The sequence below is a fragment of the Streptomyces sp. MGP-BFMKR1 genome (assembly GCF_057766585.1).
On sequence record NZ_CM173408.1, the window covers coordinates 1,547,636 to 1,572,638 of the forward strand.

A 25,003-nucleotide genomic window follows, 5' to 3' on the forward strand; every position below is an offset into this window, starting at 1 on the left:
CCCAGCCCCTTGAAACACTCTGTGAGTTCCAGCTCGCCACGTCAGGACATTCCGAATTCGTCATCGATGAGTTTGAAGATGTCGTCGGCGGTGGCCGATTCGATCTCGCTGCTGTCGTCCAGGTCGTCGTCCGCCACCATCACGGCGCCCGCCACCTGGCCGGTACCGCCGGTGGACCACTTCGCCACCATCCCCTGGAGCCGCGCCATGACCTGGGCGTGCGTCGTGCTGTCGGACGCGAGGGCCGACAGGGTGGATTCCAGTTGGTCCAGTTCTCCGAAGACGTGCTCGGTCGCGGGCTCGTCGGCGGGGACGACCTCCTCGCGCAGGAACCGTGCGAGCGACGCCGGCGTCGGGTAGTCGAACACCAGGGTGGCCGGCAGCCGTGTCCCGGTGATCGCGTTGAGCCGGTTGCGCAGCTCGACGGCCGACAGGGAGTCGAAGCCCAGGTCCTTGAAGGCGTGTCCGGGTTCGATCGCCTGCCCCGACGCGTAGCCGAGGACGACGGCCACCTGGTCGCAGACCAGGTCCACCAGGACGCGCTCGCGCTCCGTCTCGGACTTCCCGGCCAGGTGCTGCTTGAGCGCGGCGGCCGGATCGGCCGTGGTGCTCGTGGCCGCCGACTCCGCGGCCCGGCGCGCGGGTGCGCGCACCAGTCCGCGCAGGAGCGCGGGTACCGGCTCGCCCACCGAGGACATGTCCATCGTCATGGGCACCAGGACGGCGCCGTCGAGATCGCGGGTCGCGTCGAACAGCGCGAGCCCGGCCTCGGGGGTGAGGGCGACCATGCCGGTCCTGGTCATCCGGGTGACGTCGGCGTCGGCCAGTTCGGTGGTCATGCCGCCGTCCTGCGTCCACGGCCCCCATACGAGGGAGGCCGCCGCGAGGCCCGCGGCCCTGCGGTGCTGGGCGAGGGCGTCCATGAAGGCGTTGCCCGCCGCGTAGTTGGCCTGGCCCGCGCCGCCGAAGGTTCCGGAGACGGAGGAGAACAGGATGAACGCGGAGAGGTCGAGGTCGCGGGTCAGCTCGTGCAGGTGCAACGCCGCGTCCACCTTGGGACGCAACACCCGATCCACCCGCTCCGGCGTCAACGACTCCACCACACCGTCATCCAGCACACCCGCCGCATGCACCACAGCCGACAACGGGTACTCAGACCCGATCCCAGCCAACACACCCTCCACCGCGCCACGATCAGCCACATCACACGCCACCACCCGCGCCTGAGCACCAAGCCCAGCCAACTCCGCCACCAACTCCACCGCGCCCGGCGCCTCCACACCACGACGACTCGTCAACACCAGAGAACGCACACCGTGCTCCACCACCAGATGACGAGCCAACAACGCACCCAGACCACCCGTACCACCCGTGATCAACACCGTCCCACGGCCGTCCAGCGTCCTCGGCATCGTCAGCGCCACCTTGCCGGTGTGGCGTGCCTGGCTGAGGAAGCGGAACGCGTCGGGTGCCCTGCGGACATCCCAGGTGCGCACCGGCAGCGGTCGCAGGACCCCTTGCTCGAAGAGCGAGATCAGGTCGTTCCACATCTCGTTGATGCGGTCGGGTCCCGCCTCGATCAGGTCGAACGCCTGGTAGGAGACGCCGGGGTACTCGGCGGCCACCTCTTCCGGAATCCGAATGTCGGTCTTGCCCATCTCCAGGAACCGGCCGCCGCTCGGCAGCAGCCGCAGGCCGGCGTCCACGAACTCCCGCGCCAGCGAGTCGAGCACCACGTCCATGCCGCGCCCGCCGGTCGCTTCGAGGAAGCGCTTCTCGAAGTCCAGCGTCCGGGACGACGCGATGTGCTCGTCGTCCAGGCCCAGCGACCGCAGGGTGTCCCACTTGCCCTCGCTCGCGGTACCGAAGACCTCGGCGCCGAGGTGCCGTGCCAACTGGAGCGTGGCCATGCCCACGCCGCCCGCGGCGGAGTGCACCAGCACCGACTGGCCGGCCTTCAGACCAGCCAGGTCCACCATGGCGTAGTAGGCCGTCAGGAAGACGATCGGGGTGGAGGCCGCCTGCTCGAACGTCCAGCTCTCCGGGACCCGGGCGACGACGCGCCGGTCGGTGATGGCGAACGGGCCGAACGACCCGCTGAAGATGCCCATCACCTTGTCGCCGGGGACGAGGTCCTTCACCGCGGAGCCGACCTCGGTCACCACTCCGGCACCCTCACCACCGAGCGGCCCGGCCTCCCCGGGGTACATCCCGAGGGCGTTGAGCACGTCGCGGAAGTTCAGGCCAGCGGCGCGCAGCGCCACCCTGATCTCGGTCGCGCCGAGTTCCTCCGCGGCGTCCGGGCTGGGCAGCAGCGCCAGGTTCTCCAGGGTCCCCTTGGCGTGCATGTCCAGCCGCCAGTCCCGCACCCCGGCGGGCGGCAGCAGCGCGGTGCCCGAGGAGACCCGGGCCATGCGCTGGCCGAGCACCGTGCCCTCGCGGACCACGGCCTGCGGCTCGTCGGTGGCGAGCACCGCGGGCAGTACCGCCTTGGACGCCTCGTCCTCGTCGAGGTCCACCAGGACGAAGCAGTTCGGGTTCTCCGACTGCGCGGACCGCACCATGCCCCACAGCGGGGCGTGGATCAGGTCCGGGGTCTCGTCGCGGTCCTCGGGTGCCATGGCGCCCGAGGTCACGAAGACCAGCCGGGAGGAAGCGAACCGGCGGTCGCCGAGCCAGCCCTGGATCATGCCGAGCGTGTGGTGCGTCACCGCGTGGATGGCGTCCACGGGCTCCAGGCCCCGCTTGGCCTTGCCCTTGCCCTTCGCCTTGCCCTTGGGCCTGCTCTTGGGCCTGCCCTGCGCCGCCTCGTCGTCGAGGCCCGGCGCGTAGGAGACCAGCACGGCCTCCGGGGCGGTGGCGCCGTCGTCGATCGCGGCGCCCAGGGCGTCGAGGTCGGCGTAGGCGGTCACCTGGGCTCCGGCGATCGCGCCGGCGGCCAGTCCGTAGTGGTCGGTGCCCACCACGGCCCAGCTGGCCGTGGCGGCGTCCGCCGGGGTGACGGCCGGCACGGGGGTCCAGTCCAGCGTGAACAGCGAGTCGCGGAACGCCGACGTCCTGGCCGTGTCGATGTGGTCCACGGACACCGGGCGCAGTACGAGGGACTCGATCGATGCCACGGGGCGGCCTGTTCCGTCGGCCACCGCGAGGGAGATGGAGTCCGGCCCCAACTGGGTGAGGCGTACCCGCAGCGTGGACGCGCCACCGGCGTGAAGCGACACCCCGCTCCAGGAGAACGGGAGCCGGGAGAGCCCGACGTCCTCCAGGGCGACGAAGGTCACCGCCTGCACGGCGGCGTCAAGCAGCGCCGGGTGGAGGCCGAAGTCGGCCGCCAGTGACGCGTGCTCCTCGCCGAGGCTGACCTCGACGTAGACGTCGTCGCCGGCGCGCCAGGCCGCCCGCAGGCCCTGGAACACCGGGCCGTAGGCGAAGCCGGAGGCGGCGAAGCGCTCGTAGAAGTCGCTGATGTCCAGCGCTTCCGCGTCCGCCGGGGGCCATACGCCCAGGTCGAACGACGGCTCGGGGCCGGCAGGGGCCAGCGCGCCGGCCGCGTGCTGCGTCCACGGCTCACCCGAGGAGGCGTCGGCCGGGCGGGAGTAGAGGCCGATCGAGCGGTGGCCCGTCTCGTCCGCGTCATCCACCCACAGCTGCACCTGGACCTGTTCGTTCTCGGGCAGGACCATCGGGGTGGCCAGGGTGACCTCCTCGACCCGGCCGCAGCCGACCTGGTCGGCCGCGCGGATGGCCAGTTCGAGGAATCCGGTCCCCGGGAACAAGGCCGCGCCCGCGATCGCGTGGTCGGCCAGCCAGGGCTGGCTCTGCACCGACAGCCTGCTGGTGAACAGGAATCCGTCGCTGCCCGCGAGTTCGACCCCGGCACCCAGCAGCGGGTGGTTGGGGGAGCTGAGTCCGACGGAGGCCACGTCCCCGGTCATGGGGCCGCCGGCCTTCGGCCAGTAGCGCTGCCGCTGGAACGCGTAGGTGGGCAGCTCCACCCGCCGGACGTCGTGTCCGGTGAACGCCGTCGACCAGTTCACGGTGGTGCCGTGGACGTGGAGTTCCGCCAGCGCCGTGGTCAGCGACTGGATCTCGGGGCGGTTCCTGCGCAGTACGGGGACGAGGACGCGCGCGCCTCCGGCCTCGTCGGCCGCCAGACAGTCCTGCGCCATCGCGGTGAGCACTCCGTCGGGGCCCACCTCCAGGAACGAGGTCACTCCGAGCTTCTCCAGCGCCCGTACCCCGTCGGCGAACCGCACGGCCTCGCGCACGTGGCGCACCCAGTACTCCGCCGAGCACACCTGCTCCGCGCCCGCCGGCGCACCCGTGAGGTTGGAGACCAGGGAGATCGACGGTGCCTGGAAGGTCAGCCCCTCGACGACCTCGCGGAAGTCGTCCAGCATCGCGTCCATACGGGGCGAGTGGAAGGCGTGGCTGACCCGCAGGCGACGGGTCTTGCGGCCCTGTCCGGCCCAGTCCTCGGCGATCTCCAGCACCGCGGCCTCGTCACCCGCGATCACCACGGCCGTCGGGCCGTTGACCGCCGCGACACTCACCTCGGCCTCACGACCAGCAAGCGACCCGGCGACCTCCTCCTCCGATGCCTGGATGGCCACCATCGCCCCACCGGACGGCAGCGCCTGCATCAACCGACCGCGCGCCGCGATCAACGCGCACGCGTCCTCCAGCGAGAACACCCCCGCCACATACGCGGCCGTGACCTCACCCACCGAGTGGCCGATGAGCACATCAGGAGTGACACCCCAGTGCTCCAGCAACCGGGACAACGCCACCTCGACGGCGAACAACGCCGGCTGCGTGAACCCCGTCCGATCCAACAGTTCGGCGTCCGCACCGTCCTCGGCCGCGAACATCACCTCGCGCAGCGGACGGTCAAGGACGACGTCCAGGTGCGCGCACACCTCGTCCAGAGCCTGAGCGAACACCGGGAACGCCTCGTACAACTCCCGGCCCATACCCAGGCGCTGCGCGCCCTGGCCCGAGAACAGGAACGCCGTCTTCCCGCCGGTGCCCACCGACCCCTGGACGACCCCGGGGGCCGTGGCGCCCGAGGCGATGGCGTCGAGACCGCTCAGCAGCGCGTCCCGGTCGCCGTTCAGGAGGACGGCGCGGTGGTCGAAGACGGACCGGGAGACCGTGAGCGAGTAACCCACGTCGCCCAGGTCGAGTTCGGGGTGGTCCGCCAGGTGGTCGCGCAGGCCGCGCGCCTGCGCGCGCAGCGCCGCGGCGCCCTTGCCGCTGATCGTCCAGGGGAGCGTTCGCGCACCGGTCGAGAGGCCGTCCGTGCCGGCCCGCGACACCGCCTCCGGCTCCTCGCGTTCCGGGGCCTGCTCGATGATGGTGTGGGCGTTGGTACCGCTGATGCCGAACGAGGAGATGCCCGCCCGCCGCGGTTCGCCGTTCTCCGGCCACGCGGTCGGCGCGGTCAGCAGTCGGACCTCGCCGGCCGTCCAGTCCACGTGTGGTGTGGGCTCGTCCGCGTGGAGCGTCTTGGGCAGCACGCCCTCGCGCATGGCCATCACCATCTTGATGACACCCGCGACACCGGCCGCGGCCTGCGTGTGACCGATGTTCGACTTGATCGAGCCCAGCCACAGCGGCTGGTCCTCGGGCCGCCCCTGGCCGTACGTGGCCAGCAGCGCCTGCGCCTCGATCGGGTCACCCAGCCGGGTGCCGGTGCCGTGTGCCTCGACCGCGTGCACCTGGTGGGCGGCGAGGTCGGCGCTGGCCAGCGCCTGCCGGATCACCCGCTGCTGCGACGGCCCGTTGGGCGCCGTCAGGCCGTTGCTGGCGCCGTCCTGGTTGACGGCGGAGCCGCGCACGATCGCCATGACCGGGTGGCCGTTGCGCCGCGCGTCCGACAGCCGCTCAAGGAGCAGCACGCCGACACCCTCGCCCCAGCCCGTACCGTCGGCCGAGGCCGCGAACGCCTTGCAGCGCCCGTCCGACGACAGCCCCTTCTGGCGGCTGAAGTCCACGAACGAGCCCGGGGTGGACATGATCGTGACACCGCCGGCCAGCGCCATGGAGCACTCCCCCTGACGCAGCGACTGCACGGCCATGTGCAGTGCCACCAGGGACGAGGAGCACGCCGTGTCCACCGTGACGGCCGGCCCTTCGAGGCCGAGGGTGTAGGAGACGCGGCCCGACACGACGCTGCCCGCGTTACCGGTTCCGAGGTAGCCGTCGGGGCCGCCCGGGGCGGTCAGCAGCAGGCCGATGTAGTCCTGGCCGTTGCTTCCGGCGAAGACGCCGGTCCGGCTTCCCTTGAGCGACGTGGGGTCGATGCCCGCCCGCTCGATCGCCTCCCAGGACGTCTCAAGCAGCAGCCGCTGCTGCGGGTCGATGGTCAGCGCCTCGCGGGGCGCGATCCCGAAGAACGCCGGGTCGAACTCGTCGGCGTCGTAGACGAAACCGCCGCCGCTGGCGTAGCTGGTGCCCGTGTTCTCCGGGTCCGGGTCGTACAGGTCGTCCAGGTCCCAGCCACGGTTGGTCGGGTAGGCGCTGATCACGTCGCTGCCCTCGGAGACCAGTCGCCACAGGTCCTCCGGGGTACGCACCCCGCCGGGGAAGCGGCAGCTCATCGACACGATCGCGATCGGGTCGTCGTCCACGACCGTGCCCGTGACCACCGGCGGCTCATCGGCCGGCGCGGGCACGGTGCCCAGCACCTCGCCGAGGATGAACCGGGCGAGCGCCGTGGGCGTCGGGTAGTCGAAGGCCATGGTGATCGGAAGGTTCACACCGGCCGCCGCGCTGAGCCCGTTGCGCAGCTCCACGGCGGTCAGCGAGTCGAACCCGATGTCCCTGAAGGCCCGCTCCGGCTCCACCGCGTCGGCGTTCGGGTAACCGATCACCTCGGCGGCGTGGGTCCTGACGAGGTCGAGGACCTCCGTCTCGCGTTCGGCGGCCGACAGCCCTTCGAGGCGTACGGCCAGCCCGGTGAGGGCCGCGCCCAGCTCGGCCTCCGCCTCCTCCAGGGCCCGCCGCACCTCCGGCAGCTCGTTGAGCAGCGGACGCGGCCGGGCGGAGGCGAACCCGGGGGCGTAACGCTCCCAGTCCACATCGGCGACGGTGATGTCCACCTCGTCGTGGTCGAGCGCCTGCTGAAGGGCCTCGACGGCCAGTTCGGGCACCAGCGGCGGCATACCGCGCCGCTTCAACTGGGCCGCGGTGGCGTCGTCGACGAGACCCCCGCCACCCCAGGCGCCCCACGCCACCGAGGTCGCGGCCAGCCCCTGGGCCCGGCGCTGCTGCGCCAGGGCGTCGAGGAAGGCGTTCGCGGCGGCGTAGCTGCCCTGACCGGCACCGCCGACGGTTCCGGCGTAGGACGAGAAGAGGATGAACGCGGACAGGTCCAGGTCCTGGGTCAACTCGTGGAGGTTGACCGCGGCGTCCACCTTGGGCCGGAAGACCCCCTGCGTCCTGGGGACGGTGAGGGTGTCGACGAGGCCGTCGTCCAGCACACCGGCCGCGTGCACCACACCGGTCAGCGGGTACTCCGCGGGTAGCCCGTCGAGGAGCGCCCGCAGCGCGTCACGGTCGGCGGCGTCACAGGCGGCGACGGTGACCCGCGCGCCCAGTGCGGTCAGTTCGTCCCTCAACTCGGCCGCGCCGGGGGCGTCCGGGCCACGGCGGCTGGTGAGCACCAGGTGCTCGGCGCCGCCACGGGCCAGCCAACGGGCGAGACGGCCACCGAGAGCACCCGTACCACCGGTGATCAGAACGCTGCCCCGAGGCTGCCAGGCACGGGCCGGCCGGGCGTCGCCCAGGGGCGCCCGGACCAGCCTCCGCGCGAAGACCCCGGAGGCGCGCACCGCCACCTGGTCCTCGTCACCGGAGCGCCCGATCAGGCCGACCAGACGGTTCAGGGCCCGCTCGTCGAGCGCGTCCGACGACTCGGGCAGGTCGACGAGACCGCCCCAGCGCTGTGCGTACTCCAGGCCGACCACCCGGCCCAGACCCCACACCAGGGACTGCTTGACGCTGCCGACCCGGTCGGAGCGGCCCACGGACACGGCACCGGCGGTGGCGAGCCACAACGGCACGTCGATGTCGATGTCGGCGAGCGCCTGGACCAGGGCCACCGTGCCGGCGAAGCCGCGCGGTACGCCCGGGTGTCCCACGAGCGCCTCCTCGTCGAGCGCGAGCAGGGAGAGCACTCCGTCGATCGCGAGCGTCCCGTCCTGCTCGGAACCGTCCGTGGCGGACGTGCCGGGGGCCGCGGCCCGCAGGAGTCCGGCCAGCGAGGACCGCTCCGGCTCCGTCGCGTCCAGGTCGACCCGCACCACGCGGGCACCGTGGCGCTCCACGTCCCGTGCGACGCGCTCCGCCAGTTCACGGGCGGCGTCGACCGGCGGGACGACGATCGCCCAGGTACCGGTGATCGGGGCGCCCTGCTCCTGCCCGGAGCCGGACAACGGCTGGTCGATGAGGGGCTTCCAGTTGATCCGGTAGCGCCAGTTGTCGACCGTGGAGCGGTCACGCCTGCCTCGCCGGTACGACGACAGGGCGGGCAGCACCGCGCTCAGCGGGGCCTCCCCGTCGAGCTCCAACGTCTGCGCGAGCCCTTCGAGGTCCTCGCGCTCGACGGCCTCCCAGAACCGGGCGTCCACCGAGTCGGTCTCGGAGACGGGGCCGTTGCCGAACCCGCCGTCCTCGCCCGGCTGCGGCCAGTACCGCTGCCGCTGGAAGGCGTACGTCGGCAGGTCGACCTGCCGGCCACCGTGTCCGGCGAACACCTTCCGCCAGTCGACGTCGGCGCCGTTGACATGCAACTCGGCGATCGAGGTCAGGAACCGCTCGGCCCCGCCCTCGTCGCGCCGCAGCGTGCCGACGACCACGGCCTGGGCGTCAGCGGCCTCCACGGTCTGCTGCACGGGAAGGGTGAGCACCGGGTGCGGGCTCACCTCGACGAACACGGTGTGACCGTCACCGAGCAGGAGGCGGGTCGTGGCCTCCAACTCCACCGTCTGACGCAGGTTCCGGTACCAGTACTCCGCGTCCAGAGCGGCGGTGTCCACCAGTTCACCGGAGACCGTCGAGTAGAACGGCACCTGCGCGGTACGCGGCTCCAGGTCCGTCAGGACCTTCAGCAGCTCCTCGCGGATCGCCTCCACGTGCGCGGAGTGCGAGGCGTAGTCCACCGGCACCCGGCGAACCCGCACCTCCTCACCCTCAAGCTGGACCACCATCTCATCCAACGCACCCGGATCACCCGAGACGACGACCGAGCCCGGGCCGTTGACCGCGGCAACCGATATCGCGCCGTCCCAGGCGGCGATGCGCTCCTTGACCTGATCGACCGGCAGACCCGCCGACACCATGCCACCACGGCCCGCGAGACCGGCGGCGATGGCCCGCGACCGCAGCGCCACCACCTTGGCGGCATCCTCCAGCGACAACGCGCCCGCCACACAGGCCGCCGCGATCTCACCCTGGCTGTGACCCATCACCGCGTCCGGCTCGACACCCACCGAACGCCACAACTTCGCCAGCGACACCATCACCGCGAACAACACCGGCTGCACCACATCCACCCGGCCAAACCCGGGCGCACCCTCGGCACCACGCAGCACATCCGTCAACGACCAGTCCACATACGCCGACAGGGCCGCCTCACACTCACCCACCGCCTCCGCGAACACCGGCGAGGAGTCCAACAACCCCACCGCCATACCCACCCACTGCGCACCCTGCCCCGGGAACACGAACACCGAACGGCCAGGTGCCTCGATGGCGTTGGCGCGGACCACGCCCGGCGTCCTCGCGCCCTCGGCCATGGCCTCCAGGCGCTCGACGAGCTGCTCACGGCTGGTCCCGGTCACCGCGCCCCGGTACTGGAACGCGGACCTGGTCGTCGCCAGGGAGAGCGCCACATCGGCGGCGCTCAGCTCGGGGCGCTCGGTCACGAACTTCCGCAGCCTGTCGGCCTGGTCCCGCAGCGCGTCGCTGCTCTTGCCGGACACGACCCACGCCACCGGGCCGTCGACGGCCCCGGTCCCGACGGGCTCGGTTCCGACGGGCTCGGCCTTCTCGACCGCCTCGGCCCCCTCGGCCTCGGGGGCCTGTTCCAGGATGGTGTGCACGTTGGTGCCGCTCATGCCGAACGCCGACACACCCGCCCGACGCGGATGCCCCGTCTCCGGCCACGGCCTGGCCTCGGCCAGCAGCTCGACGTCGCCGGCCGTCCAGTCCACCATCGGCGACGGCTCGTCGATGTGCAGCGACTTCGGCAGTACGCCGTGCCGCATCGCCATCACCATCTTGATGACGCCACCGACACCGGCGGCGGCCTGCGAATGCCCGATGTTGGACTTGATGGCCCCCAGCCACAGTGGCTGGCCCTCGGGGCGCTCCTGGCCGTACGTGGCCAGCAGCGCCTGCGCCTCGATCGGGTCGCCCAGCGACGTGCCCGTACCGTGCGCCTCGACCGCGTCGATCTCGGCGGCCGACAGGCGGGCGTTCGCCAGTGCCTGCCGGATGACCCGCTGCTGCGAGGGGCCGTTGGGCGCCGTGAGGCCGTTGCTCGCGCCGTCCTGGTTCACCGCGCTGCCCCGCACCACGGCGAGGATGGGGTGTCCGTTGCGGCGGGCGTCCGAGAGTCGTTCGAGGACGAGCATGCCGACGCCCTCGGCCCAGCTTGCGCCGTCCGCGGCGGCCGAGAACGGCTTGCTGCGGCCGTCGGAGGCGAGCGCGCGCTGGCGGCTGAACTCGATCAGCGACATCGGTGTGGACATCACCGTCACACCACCGGCGAGCGCCAGGTCGCACTCACCCTGGCGCAGCGCCTGCCACGCGAGGTGCAGGGCGACCAGCGACGACGAACACGCCGTGTCCACCGTCACCGCCGGCCCTTCGAGGCCCAGGGTGTAGGAGATGCGGCCGGAGAGCACGCTGGGCGAGACGCCGGTGCCGATGTAGCCCTCGACGTTGTCCTGGGATCCGGCGAGGACACCGCCGTAGTCCTGGTAGGTCACGCCCGCGTAGACACCGGTCTGGCTGCCCTTCGCGGAGACCGGGTCGATACCGGCCCGCTCCAGCGCCTCCCACGAGGTCTCAAGCAGCAGCCGGTGCTGCGGGTCCATCGAGAGCGCCTCACGCGGCGAGATCCCGAAGAACGCCGGGTCGAACTGGCTGGCGCCGTGCAGGAAGCCGCCTTCCCGCGTGTAGCACTTGCCCGGCTCGTCCGGGTCCGGGTCGTAGAGGTTCTCCACGTCCCAGCCACGATCGGTCGGGAAGGGAGAGATGCCGTCCCGGCCTTCGGCGACCAGGTGCCACAGGTCCTCCGGGGTGGTCACCTCTCCGGGGTAGCGGCAGCTCATTCCCACGATGACGATCGGATCGTCGTTGCCCGCCACCGCGACCGGCACCGGCCGCACCGCTCCGGTCTCCGCGCCGAGGATCTCGGCACGGGTGAACTTGGCGAGTTCGGCGGGGGTCGGGTAGTCGAACACGGCCGTCGCCGGGAGCCGCAGACCGATGGCCTTGCTCACCCGGTTGCGGAACTCGACGGCGGTCAGCGAGCTGAAGCCGAGGTCCTTGAACGCCTGCGAGCCCTGGACGGCGCCAGCCGAGGCGTGTCCGAGCACCGCCGCGACATGCGTACGGATCACTTCGAGCAGCATCCGGTCCTGCTCGGGCTCGGAGAGCCCGGCCAACCGCTCCCGCAGCGCGGCGAGCGGCCCCGAATCCGTTCCGCCCCGCTTGGCGGAGCGCCGCGCGGCCTTGCGGCGGCGTGACGGCTTGGCGGAGGAGGTCTCCGCCACAGGGTTTTCGGCGACCACCTCGGGCGAGACGGCGGGCTCGGGCGAGGTGGCGGGCTCGGGCGAGGCGGCGGGCTCGGGCGAGGTGGCGGGCTCGGGCGAGGCGGCGGGCTCGGGCAGAGTCTCGGCCGCGTCGACCGCCGGGGTGGTCTCCGGCTGCTCCGGGGTGACCTGGCGCAGGGTCAGCGTGTCGGCGGTGAGCACGGTGTCACCGGCTCCGTCGACCGCGGTCAGGGCGAGGGTCTCCGGGCCCGTACGGGCGAGCCTGACGCGCAGCGCGGAGGCACCGGACGCGTACAGCGATATCCCGGCGAGGCTGAACAGCATGCGTCCGCGCCCCACACCGTCCAGCACGCCGAGGCCGAGCGGCTGCAACGCCGCGTCTAGCAGGGCCGGGTGCAGCCCGAACCGCTGGGCGTCCACGACGGACTCCTCAGCGAGGCTGACCTCGGCGAACACCTCGTCGTCGCGCTGCCACACCGCGCGCAGGCCACGGAAGGAGGGGCCGTAGACGAGGCCGTCGCCGGCGAGCGACTCGTACAGGCCGGCCACCTCGACGCGCTCGGCGCCGGGCGGGGGCCATGCGGTGAAGCCCGCCGCCGCCTCGGCGGCCGTGGCGTCGTCCGGCTCCGGAGCGAGCACACCGCTGGCGTGGCAGATCCACTCGTCCGCGTCCTCGTCCGCGTCCTCACCCACTCGTGAGTACATCTCCAGCGAACGGGTGCCGGTCTCGTCCTCCTCGCCGAGGACGAGCTGGATCTGGACACCGCCCCCTCGGGGGACAGCCAGCGGCGCCTGGATGACGAGTTCTTCCACATGGCCGAGGCCGACCTCGTCACCGGCGCGGATGGCCAGTTCGACGAGGGCCGTGGTCGCCAGGACCGCCTCGCCGCGCAGGACGTGGTCCGCCAGCCAGGGCTGGGTACGCAGCGAGAGGGTTCCGGTGAACAACAGGCCGTCGGCGCCCGCGAGGGGGACGGCGCCGCCGAGCAGTGGGTGGTCGGCGGGGTCGAGGCCGAAGGCGGAGGCGTCGCCCGCCGAGGTACCGGCCTCCAGCCAGTAGCGCTGGTGCTGGAACGCGTAGGTGGGAAGGTCCACGCGGCGGGCGCCGCGTCCCGCGAAGAAGGTCCGCCAGTCGACGGTTTCGCCGTGGACGTGGATCTCGGCGAGGGCCGCGACGAGCGCTTGTGTCTCGGGACGGTCCTTGCGCAGCACCGGCACCAACAGGGGGGCCGCTGTGTCCTCGGCCGTGATGTCGGCGGCCGGTCGGGTCAGGCAGTCCTGGGCCATGGCCGACAGCACGCCGTCGGGGCCCACCTCGACGTACGCGGTGACACCCCGCGCTTCGAGGGCCCGCACCCCGTCGAGGAAGCGGACGGTCTCCCGCACATGCCGCACCCAGTACTCCGGCGCGCACACCTCGTCGGCACCGGCCTGCTCACCCGTGACATTCGAGATGAACGCGACGGACGGGCTGTGGTAGGCGAGCGTCCGCGCGACCGCACGGAAGTCGTCCAGCATGGCGTCCATACGGGGCGAGTGGAACGCGTGGCTGACCCGCAGGCGGCGGGTCTTGCGGCCCTGCTCCGACCACTGACCGGCGATCTCCCGTACGGCGACCTCGTCGCCCGCGATGACCACGGCCGTCGGGCCGTTGACCGCCGCGACGCTCACCTCGGCCTCACGACCGGCCAGCGAGCCGGCGACCTCCTCCTCGGACGCCTCGATGGCGACCATCGCCCCACCGTCCGGCAGGGCCTGCATCAACCGACCACGGGCGGCGACCAGCGTGCACGCGTCCTGGAGCGAGAACACCCCGGCCACATGCGCGGCGGCGATCTCACCGACGGAGTGGCCGATGAGCACGTCCGGGGTGATCCCCCAGTGCTCAAGGAGCCGGAACAACGCCACCTCGACGGCGAAGAGCGCGGGCTGTGTGAACGCGGTCCCGTCCAACAGCTCGGCATCCGCACTGCCCTCGGCGGCGAACATCACGTCCTTCAGCGGACGGTCAAGCACGACGTCCAGGTGCGCGCACACCTCGTCCAGGGCGCGGGCGAACACCGGGAACGTCTCGTACAACTCCCGGCCCATACCCAGGCGTTGCGCGCCCTGGCCGGTGAACAGGAACGCGGTCTTGCCGCCGCCTGCGGCCTGCCCCTGGACGATGCCGGGGGCGTCGTCGCCCGCGGCGAGGGTCTCCAGGCCGCGCAGCAGCGTCTCGCGTTCGGTGCCCAGCAGCACCGCGCGGTGCTCGAACACCGATCGTGTGGCGACCAGCGATTCGGCGATGTCCAGAACGCCGTGCTCGGCCCCGTCGATCAGGTGGGTCCGCAGCCGCTCGGCCTGGGCGCGCAGGGCTTCCGGGCTCCGGGCGGAGAGCGTCCAGGGGGCCAGGCCGTGGTCGTCGGCGGGGGCCGGAGCGGGCCGCGCCTCGTCCTCGACCGGCGGGGCCTGCTCGATGATGGTGTGCGCGTTGGTACCGCTCACGCCGAAGGCGGAGACACCGGCCCGACGCGGATGCCCGGTCTCGGGCCACTCGGTGGCCTCCGTGAGCAGCCGCACCTCACCCGCCGACCAGTCCACCTGGTGCGACGGCTCGTCCACGTGCAGCGTCTTCGGCAGTACGCCGTGCCGCATCGCCATCACCATCTTGATGACACCGGCGACACCGGCCGCGGCCTGCGTGTGACCGAGGTTCGACTTGAGCGATCCCAGCCACAGCGGCAGGTTTTCCGGGCGCTCCTGGCCGTAGGTGGCCAGCAGCGCCTGCGCCTCGATCGGGTCACCCAGCGTCGTCCCCGTACCGTGCGCCTCCACCACGTGGATGTCGGCGGCGGACACTCCGGCGTTGGCGAGGGCCTGTCGGATCACCCGCTGCTGGGACGGCCCGTTGGGCGCCGTGAGGCCGTTGGACGCGCCGTCCTGGTTGACGGCCGAGCCGCGCACGATCGCCAGCACCTCGTGGCCGTTGCGCCGGGCGTCGGACAGCCGCTCCACCAGCAGCATCCCCACACCCTCGGACCAGCCCGTACCGTCCGCGGCGTCCGCGAACGGCTTGCAGCGGCCGTCGGGGGCCAGGCCACGCTGGCGGCTGAACTCGACAAAGGCGGCCGGGTTGGTCATCACGGTGACACCGCCGGCGAGCGCCATGTCGCACTCGCCCTGACGCAGTGCCTGCGCGGCCTGGTGCAGGGCGACCAGCGACGACGAGCACGCCGTGTCCACCGTCAGCGCCGGCCCCTCAAGACCCAGCGTGTAGGAGATACGACCGGAGACGACCGAGGTGGCACTGCCGGTCAGCAACTGCCCTTCGAGTCCCTCGGGGATCTCGTGCAGTCCCGTTCCGTAGCCGGAGGTCGCGGCGCCGACGTAGACGCCGATCTGGTTGCCGCGTACGGACGCCGGGTCGATGCCGGCGCGCTCGAACGCCTCCCAGGACGTCTCGAGCAGCAGCCGCTGCTGCGGGTCCATGGCAAGGGCCTCACGCGGCGAGATCCCGAAGAAGGCGGCATCGAACTCGCCCGCCCCGTCGAGGAACCCGCCCTCGCGGGCGTAGAACGTGCCCAGGCGTTCCGGGTCCGGGTCGTACATCCCGTCGACATCCCAGCCCCGGTCGGAGGGGAAGTCCGTGATGGCGTCCGTGCCGGCCGCGACGAGGTTCCACAGGTCCTCGGGGCTTCCGACGCCGCCCGGGAAGCGGCAGCTCATCCCGACGATCGCGATCGGGTCGTCATCGACCGAGGCCCCCACCGCCGAAGGCACCACCACCGCCTCCCGCGTACCCAACACCTCGGCACGCAGATGACCAGCCAGCACCACAGAACTCGGGAAGTCGAAGACCAACGTGGCCGGCAACACCAACCCCGTCTCCGCGTTCAACCGGTTACGGAACTCCACCGCGGTAAGCGAGTCGAAACCCAGCTCCTTGAACGCCCGCCCCGGCTCAACCACCTCCGCACCCGCGAAACCGAGCACCGCCGCGGCCTGACCACGCACGAGGTCGAGCAGGGCCCGGTCGATCTCGGCCTCGGTCAGCCCCGCCAGACGCTCCCGCAGTGCCGAACCGCCCTCGGCGTGGCTCTCCTCGGCGGCACGGGCCTGCTCCAGGGCCGATGCGACCTCGGGCAGGTCGCCGAGGAGCGGGCTGGGCCGCCCCATCGTGAACGCGGGTGCGAACCGCTCCCAGTCCACGTCGACGACCGTCAGCACGCCGTCATCACCCGCGACCGCTCCACGCAACGCCGCGAGAGCCAGTTCTGGCGCCATCGCGGGCAGCCCACGACGGGCCAACTGGTCGCCACCGTCGCCGGCCGCCATACCGCTTTCCGCCCACGGCCCCCAGGCCACAGCCGTACCAGCCAGGCCCCGGCCCCGGCGGTCCTCCACCAACGCGTCCAGATAGGCGTTGGCCGCGGCGTAAGCAGCCTGACCACCGCTGCCCCACACACCCGCGATCGAGGAGAACACCACGAACGCGTCCAACTCACGATCGCCCAGCAACGCGTCCAGGTTGACGGCGCCGGCCACCTTGCCGGAGATCACAGCGGCGGCATCGGCCACCGTCGTCTCGGCCAGCGGTCCCGCCGCGTTGGCACCCGCGGCGTGAACCACCGCCGCGAGCGGGTACTCCTCAGGCACGGCGTCCAGCACCGCGGCCAACTGCTCTCGATCAGCCACATCACAGGCCACCACGGTCACCCGGGCGCCTAGGGCCTCAAGTTCCTCACGCAGCTCGGGCGCACCCGGCGCCTCAAGGCCACGACGGCTGGTCAACACCAGATGCTCGGCACCATTACCCACCAGCCAGCGAGCCACCCGGCCACCCAGCGCACCCGTACCACCGGTCACCAACACCGTGCCACGCACCCGCCACGACGCCACATCAGCAACAGGCGCCGCCGACCGGGCCAAACGACGCACGAACACACCAGAACCACGCACCGCGACCTGATCCTCCCCGCCCTCACCGACCTCGGCGGACAGCACACCCACCAGCCGCGCGACCGCACGCTCATCCAACACCTCGGGCAGATCGACCAGACCGCCCCACAGCCCCGGCAGCTCCAACGCGGCCACCCGGCCCAACGCCCACACCATCGCCTGCGCCGGACGGCTGAGCCGCTCGGAACGGCCCACCGAGACCGCGCCCCGCGTGCCGCACCACAGCGAAGCCTCGATGCCCGTGTCCGCCATGGCCCGCACCAGGGTCAGCGTCAGGGCGAGGCCGCTGGGCAGCTCGGGGTGCCGGGAGGAGGGCTCCTCGTCCAGGGCGAGCAGCGACAGCACGCCACCCACAGCGGGCGTTTCGGCGACCGCGGCGCGCAGCCGCTCCCCCAGCGCCCCGGCGTCGAGGTCGCGCTCGTCCGCCACCAGCGCCACCACATCGGCGCCATGGCGCCGGAGCCCGGCGACGGCCTCCGTCACCCACTCGTCCTCGGCACGCGACGCCGGAACAACCACCAGCCACGTCCCCGACAGCGACCCGCCGGCCACGTCGGAGACGGGCTTCCACGCCACGCGGTAGCGCCAGTTGTCGACCGTGGACCGGTCACGCCTGTCGCGGTGGTACGTGGACAGCGCCGGCAGCACCGCGCTCAGCGGCGTCTCGCCGTCGACGGCGAGCGCCTCGGTGAGCGCTTCGAGATCCTCGCGCTCGACCGCGTCCCAGAACCGCGCGTCCACCGAATCGGCGGCGCCCCGTGCGTCCAAGCCGCTCAGGGAGAGGGACACCTCGGGCCAGTACCGCTCACGCTGGAAGGCGTACGTCGGCAGCTCGACCATCCGCGCGCCGCGCCCGGCGAAGACGGACTCCCACTCCACCGAGGCGCCGTGGACGTGGAGTTCGGCCAGCGCCGTCGTCAGCGCCCGGGCCTCGGGGCGGTCCTTGCGCAGGACCGGCACCACGGCCGAGGCCGCTGCCTCGTCCGGCGTCAGGCAGTCCCGCGCCATCGCGGACAGCACACCGTCGGGGCCGACCTCCAGGAACCTGGTGACGCCCTGGGCGCTGAGCGCCCGCATGCCGTCCGCGAACCGCACGGCCTCCCGGACATGGCGCACCCAGTACTCCGGCGAGCACACCTCGTCGGGGCCCGCCGCCTCGCCGGTCACGTTCGAGACCAGGGCGATGGCCGGTGCCTGGAAGGACAGACCGGTGACGACGTCACGGAAGTCGTCCAGCATCGCGTCCATACGGGGCGAGTGGAAGGCGTGGCTGACCCGCAGGCGGCTGGTCTTACGGCCCTGCTCGGCCCACTGTGCGGCGACCTCCAGCACGGCGGTCTCGTCGCCCGCGATGACCACGGCCGTCGGGCCGTTGACCGCCGCGACACTCACCTCGGCCTCACGACCGACAAGCGAGCCGGCGACCTCCTCCTCCGATGCCTGGATGGCCACCATCGCGCCACCCTCAGGCAGCGCCTGCATCAACCGACCACGCGCGGCCACCAGCGCGCACGCGTCCTCCAGCGAGAACACCCCCGCCACATACGCGGCAACGATCTCACCCACCGAGTGACCGATGAGCACATCAGGAGTGACACCCCAGTGCTCCAGCAACCGGAACAACGCCACCTCGACGGCGAACAACGCCGGCTGCGTGAACCCCGTCCGATCCAGCAGCTCGGCGTCCGCACTGTCCTCCGCCGCGAACATCACGTCCCGCAACGGACGGTCAAGCAGCACATCCAGGTGCGCGCACACCTCGTCCAAGGCGCGGGCGAACACCGGGAACGCCTCGTACAACTCCCGGCCCATACCCAGGCGTTGCGCGCCCTGACCCGAGAACAGGAACGCCGTCCTGCCACCGGTTACGGCCTGCCCCTGGACGACTCCCGAGGCGATGCCACCCTCCGCGACGGCCCGCAGGCCACGCAGCAGGGTCTCCCGGTCCTCGCCGACCAGCACGGCACGGTGCTCGAACACCGACCTGGCCGCCAGCGTGTGGCCGACGTCCAGCGCCCTGACGTCCTCGCGAGCCGCCACGTCCCCGTACAGCCGCTCGGCCTGCGCCCGCAGCGCCTCCCGGCTCTTCCCGGAGACCAGCCACGGCACCACGTCCGTCGTCACCGGTGTCCCGGGCCCGGCCGCTTCCGAGGCCACCGCCTCTTCCAGCTCGGGGGCCTGCTCGATGATGGTGTGGGCGTTGGTCCCGCTCAGCCCGAACGAGGAGATGCCCGCCCGACGCGGACGGCCGGTCTCGGGCCACTGGGTGGCCTCCGTCAGCAGCCGCACCTCACCCGCCGACCAGTCCACCTGGCTCGACGGCTCATCCACGTGGAGGGTCCGCGGCAGCACGCCGTGCCGCATCGCCATCACCATCTTGATGACCCCGGCCACGCCCGCGGCGGCCTGCGTATGACCGATGTTGGACTTGATGGCGCCCAGCAGCAGCGGGCGGGCCTCCGGCCGCTCCTGGCCGTAGGTGGCCAGCAGCGCCTGGGCCTCGATCGGGTCACCCAGCGTCGTCCCCGTACCGTGCGCCTCGACCGCGTCGACCTCGGCGGCGGACAGTCCGGCGCTGGCCAGCGCCTGCCGGATCACCCGCTGCTGCGAAGGACCGTTCGGCGCCGTCAGTCCATTGCTGGCGCCGTCCTGGTTGATGGCGCTGCCGCGGACCACCGCCAGCACCGGGTGGCCGTTCCTGCGCGCGTCCGACAGCCGCTCCACGAGCAGCATGCCGACACCCTCGGACCAGCCCGTACCGTCCGCGCCCTCCGCGAACGGCTTGCAGCGGCCGTCGGGGGCCAGCCCACGCTGGCGGCTGAACTCCACGAAGGCGCCGGGTGTCGACATGACCGACACGCCACCGGCGAGCGCCATGTCGCACTCGCCCTGACGCAGTGCCTGCACCGCGAGATGCAGGGCGACGAGCGACGACGAACACGCCGTGTCCACCGTCACCGCGGGCCCCTCAAGGCCGAAGGTGTACGAGATGCGCCCGGACACCACGCTGGCCGCACTGCCCGTGCCCACGTGGCCGCCGAAGTCCTCGACGGCGTCGAGCATGATCGTGGAGTAGTCCTGGCCGTTGGTGCCGACGAACACACCGGTACGGCTGCCACGCAGCGCGGCCGGTTTGACGCCTCCGTACTCGAACGCCTCCCAGGACGTCTCAAGGAGCAGCCGCTGCTGCGGGTCCATGGCGGTCGCCTCGCGCGGCGAGATCCCGAAGAAGGTGGGGTCGAACTGGGGCGCCCCGTAGAGGAATCCGCCCTCGCGGGCGTAGAAGGTGCCCGGGTGCTCGGGGTCCGGGTGGTACATGCCCTCGACGTCCCAGCCCCGGTCGCCGGGGAACCCGGCGATGCCGTCGCCGCCCTCGGCCAGGAGTCGCCACAGGTCCCGCGGGCTCTCCACGCCTCCGGGGAAGCGGCAGCTCATCGCCACGATCGCGATGGGGTCGTCGTCATCCGGCCGCACGCGGTGCGGGACCGCCGAGGTGGCGGCCTCGACGTGGGCTGTGCCCAGCTCCCGCCGTAGGTGGTCGGCGAGCACCTCGGCGGTCGGGTAGTCGAAGATGAGGGTGGCGGGCAGGCTCAGGCCGGTGGCCAGGTCGAGTCGGTTACGCAGCTCGATGGCCGTCAGGGAGTCGAACCCGAGGTCCCGGAAGGCGCGGCCCGGCTCGACGGAGTCGGCCGAGAAGTGGCCGAGTGCCGAGGCCGCGTGGGTGCGGACGAGGTCCAGCAGGAAGAGCCGCTGTTCCTCGTCCGACTGTCCGGCCAGTTGTCCGCGCAGGTCATGGCCCGGACCGGCCTGGCCGATGGTGCCGGCCGCGGCGGTCAGCAGCTCACGTGCCTCGGGGATGTCGCTGACCAGGGCGCTGGGACCGGCGCTCAGCATGGAGGCCATGCCGGCCCAGTCGATGTCGGCCACGACCAGCGCGGCCTCGTCATGGCCGGCGGCCCAGCCCAGCGCGTCCAGGGCCAGCGAGGGAGTCATGGGGGGCAGTGGCCCGCCGCGCGCCCGCTCCCCGGCTCGGCCGCTCGCGGCCATCCCGCTCTCGGCCCACGGGCCCCAGGCGACCGCGGTGGCGGCCAGGCCCTGGGCCCGGCGGTGCTGTGCCAACGCGTCGAGGTAGGCGTTGGCCGCCGCGTAGGCGGCCTGGCCGGCGCCGCCGACGGCACCGGCGAACGAGGAGAACAGCACGAACGCGTCCAGCGGCAGCTCCGCGGTCAGCTCGTGCAGATGACGCGCACCCTCGGCCTTCGCGGCCAGGGTGCCGGCGAGTTGGCCGACGGTCAGGCCGTCGAGCACACCGTCGTCCAGGATGCCCGCCGCGTGCACGACGGCGGTCAGCGGATACCGCTCCGGTACGGCGGCCAGCACCTCGGCCAGGGCGTCCCGGTCGGCGGCGTCGCAGGCCACCACGGTCACCTCGGCGCCGAGTGCCTCAAGCTCCGCGGTGAGTTCGGAAACGCCGTCGGCCGACGGGCCCCGACGGCTCGTCAGCACCAGGTGCTCCGCGCCCTCGCGCGCGGCCCAGCGCGCCACCTGGGCGCCCAGGGCCCCGGTGCCGCCGGTGATCAGCACCGAGCCCCGGGGGCGCCACGCGCGCTCCGCCGACCCGTTGCCGACCGTGACGCGGGTCAGGCGCCGGGCGTACGCTCCGGATCCGCGTACCGCCACCTGGTCCTCGCCGTCTCCGGCGGACAGGGCCCAGGCCAGTCGCGCGGCGGCGCGCTCGTCCACGGTCTCGGGCAGATCGACCAGACCGCCCCATATCCGCGGGTGCTCCAGGGCGGCCACCCGGCCCAGACCCCAGATCTCCGCCTGCACGGCGCTGGTGAGCTGGTCGGAACGGCCCACCGACACGGCACCCCGGGTGGCGCACCACAGGCGGGCGCGGATGTCCGTCTCGGCCAGGGCGCGCACCAGCGTCAGCGTCAGCGCGAGGCCGCGCGAGACCACCGGGTGCTCGGTGCAGGGCCGCTCGTCCACCCCCAGCAGGGACAGCACACCGCCGAGCCCGGACGGCTCGGTGGCCATGTCACGCAGTCGCCCGGCCAGCGCGCCGGGGGCGAGGTCGGCCTCGTCCGCCACCAGACGTACGACATCGGCGCCGTGCCGCTGGAGTGCGGCGGACACCGAGTCCGCGAACGCGTCGGCGACACCGGACGCGGGAACGACCACGAGCCAGGTACCCGGCAGTGTGACCGCGGGGGTCTCCGAGACCGGCTTCCACGAGATCCGGTAGCGCCAGCCGTCGACCGTGGCCCGGTCGCGCCGCTGACGGCGGTACGAGGAAAGCGCGGGCAGCAACTCGCCCAGCGAGCCGCTCCCGTCGACGTCCAGCGCCTGTGCCAGTGCCTCCAGGTCCTCGCGCTCCACCGCGTCCCAGAACCGCGCGTCCACCGAGTCCACCGCGGCAAAGGCGCCCGAGGCTCCGCCCGTGCCCTCCAGCCAGTAGCGCTGACGCTGGAAGGCGTACGTCGGCAGCTCCACCGTCCGCGCACCGCGCCCGGCGAAGACCTGCTCCCAGCCGACCGTCACACCGTGCACATGGGCCTCGGTCAGCGCCGCCGTCAGCGCCTGAACCTCCGGCCGGTCCTTGCGCAGGACCGGCACCACGGCCGGGGCCGAAGCCGCCTCGCCCGCCAGGCAGTCCCGCGCCATCGCCGAGAGCACACCGTCGGGGCCCACCTCGATGTACGCGGTGACGCCCTGGGCCTGGAGGGACCGAACGCCGTCGGCGAACCGCACGGCCGCGCGCACATGCCGCACCCAGTACTCGGGCGAGCGGACATCGTCGGCCCCGACCGGCTCTCCGGTGACATTGGAGACCAGGGCCAGGGTGGGAGTCCGGAAGGTCAGGCCCCGCGCGACGCGGCGGAAGTCGTCCAGCATGGCGTCCATGCGGGGCGAGTGGAAGGCATGGCTGACCCGCAGGCGGTTGGTCTTACGGCCCTGCTCGGCCCACTGTGCGGCAACCTCCAGTACGGCGGTCTCGTCGCCCGCGATGACCACGGCCGTCGGGCCGTTGACCGCCGCGACGCTCACCTCGGCCTCACGACCGGCCAGCGAGCCGGCGACCTCCTCCTCCGATGCCTGGATGGCCACCATCGCGCCGCCCTCAGGCAGCGCCTGCATCAGCCGGCCACGCGCCGCGACCAGCGTGCACGCGTCCTCCAGGGAGAAGACCCCGGCCACGTGCGCGGCGGCGATCTCACCGATGGAGTGGCCCATCACCACATCCGGGGTGACACCCCAGTGCTCAAGCAACCGGAACAACGCCACCTCGACGGCGAAGAGCGCGGGCTGCGTGAACGCGGTCCGGTCCAGCAGTTCGGCATCCGCACTGCCCTCCGCCGCGAACATCACGTCCCGCAACGGACGGTCAAGCACGACGTCCAGGTGCGCGCACACCTCGTCCAGAGCCTGGGCGAACACCGGGAACGTCTCGTACAACTCCCGGCTCATGCCCAGGCGTTGCGCACCCTGACCCGAGAACAGGAACGCGGTCTTGACGGCCGTCCCGGCCACGCCCTGGACCAGTCCCGGGGCGGCTTCGCCGGATGCGACGGCATCGAGTCCGGCGAGGAGTTCCGCACGACTCACGCCCGACACCACCGCACGGTGCTCGAATATCGACCGCGTCGCCACCAGCGAGTGGCCGACATCCAGCGCGCTCCACTCGTCCCGCTCCGACAGGAACGCCCTGAGCCGCGCCGCCTGCGCCCGCAACGCGTCCGCACCACGCGCCGACAGCAACCACGTGGCCACACCACTGTCAACGCCGGGAGCCGGACTCTCCCCGGTCTCTTCCTCGGCCGGCGGAGCCTGCTCGATGATGGTGTGGGCGTTGGTACCGCTCACGCCGAAGGCGGAGACACCGGCCCGACGCGGATGCCCGGTCTCCGGCCACTGGGTGGCCTCCGTCAGCAGCCGCACCTCACCCGCCGACCAGTCCACCTGCCGCGACGGCTCATCCACATGCAGCGACTGCGGCAACACACCATGCCGCATCGCCATCACCATCTTGATAACACCCGCGACCCCGGCCGCGGCCTGCGTGTGGCCGAGGTTCGACTTCAGCGAACCCAGCCACAGCGGACGGCCCTCCGGCCGCTCCTGGCCGTAGGTGGCCAACAGCGCCTGCGCCTCGATCGGGTCGCCCAGGGACGTACCGGTCCCGTGGCCCTCCACCACGTCCACATCGGCGGCAGCCAGACGGGCACTCGCCAGCGCGTCGCGGATCACTCGCTGCTGGGACGGGCCGTTGGGCGCGGTCAGACCGTTGCTGGCACCGTCCTGGTTGACCGCCGAACCCCGCACGATCGCCAGCACCGGGTGGCCGTTCTTGCGCGCGTCGGACAGCCGCTCCACAAGCAGCATGCCGACGCCCTCGGACCAACCCGTGCCGTCCGCCGCGTCCGCGAACGGCTTGCAGCGGCCGTCGGGGGCCAGCCCGCGCTGGCGGCTGAACTCCACGAAGGCACCCGGTGTGGACATCACCGTGGCACCGCCGGCAAGGGCCAGGTCACACTCGCCCTGGCGCAGCGCCTGCGCGGCCAGGTGCAGCGCGACCAGCGACGACGAGCACGCCGTGTCCACCGTCACCGCGGGTCCCTCAAGACCGAGCGTGTACGAGATACGGCCCGATACGACCGAAGTCGCCGTACCGGTCAGCAGGTGGCCCTCGATCTCCTCGGGGAAGCCGACGACGTCCGCCCCGTAGCCCGAGGTGGCGGCTCCCACGAACACACCGCCACGCCGGCCCTTCACCGACCCCGGAGCGATGCCCGCCCGCTCGAAGACCTCCCACGAGGTCTCAAGCAGCAGCCGCTGCTGCGGGTCCATGGCAAGGGCCTCACGCGGCGAGATCCCGAAGAAACCCGCGTCGAACTCGTCCGCGTCGTGAAGGAAACCACCCTCACGGGAGTAGAACGTCCCCGAACTCTCGGGGTCCGGGTCGTACATTCCCTCCACGTCCCATCCGCGATTGGACGGGAAATCGGATATGGCATCACCACCGCCGGCCACCAGCCGCCACAAATCCTCGGGGCTCCCCACACCACCCGGGAAACGGCAGCTCATCGCCACGATCGCGATGGGTTCCTGCTCTCCTGCCTCCAGCTCGCGCAGGCGTTGGCGCGCTTGGTGCAGATCAGCCGTTACCCGCTTGAGGTAGTCCCGAAGCCTATCTTCGTTCACCATGAAACCCTTGCCTGTTACGAGTCAAAGAAGACTGAAGAATGAAAGGAGGCCAGAGAACTGCCTCGGCG

General features: G+C 72.3%; 1 protein-coding gene. It reads right to left on the minus strand.

The window, feature by feature from the left end:
* Window positions 1-41: 41 nt before the first annotated feature.
* A complete protein-coding gene (locus AC3CHW_RS05805) occupies window positions 42-24,935 on the minus strand; it encodes a type I polyketide synthase (RefSeq protein WP_488469774.1) in 24,894 nt (8,297 codons plus the stop codon).
* Window positions 24,936-25,003 lie beyond the last annotated feature (68 nt).

Bases quoted from the DNA above. Each gene is read 5' to 3' on its own strand.
- AC3CHW_RS05805 (WP_488469774.1), bottom strand. From the start codon at position 24,935: ATGGTGAACGAAGATAGGCTTCGGGACTACCTCAAGCGGGTAACGGCT.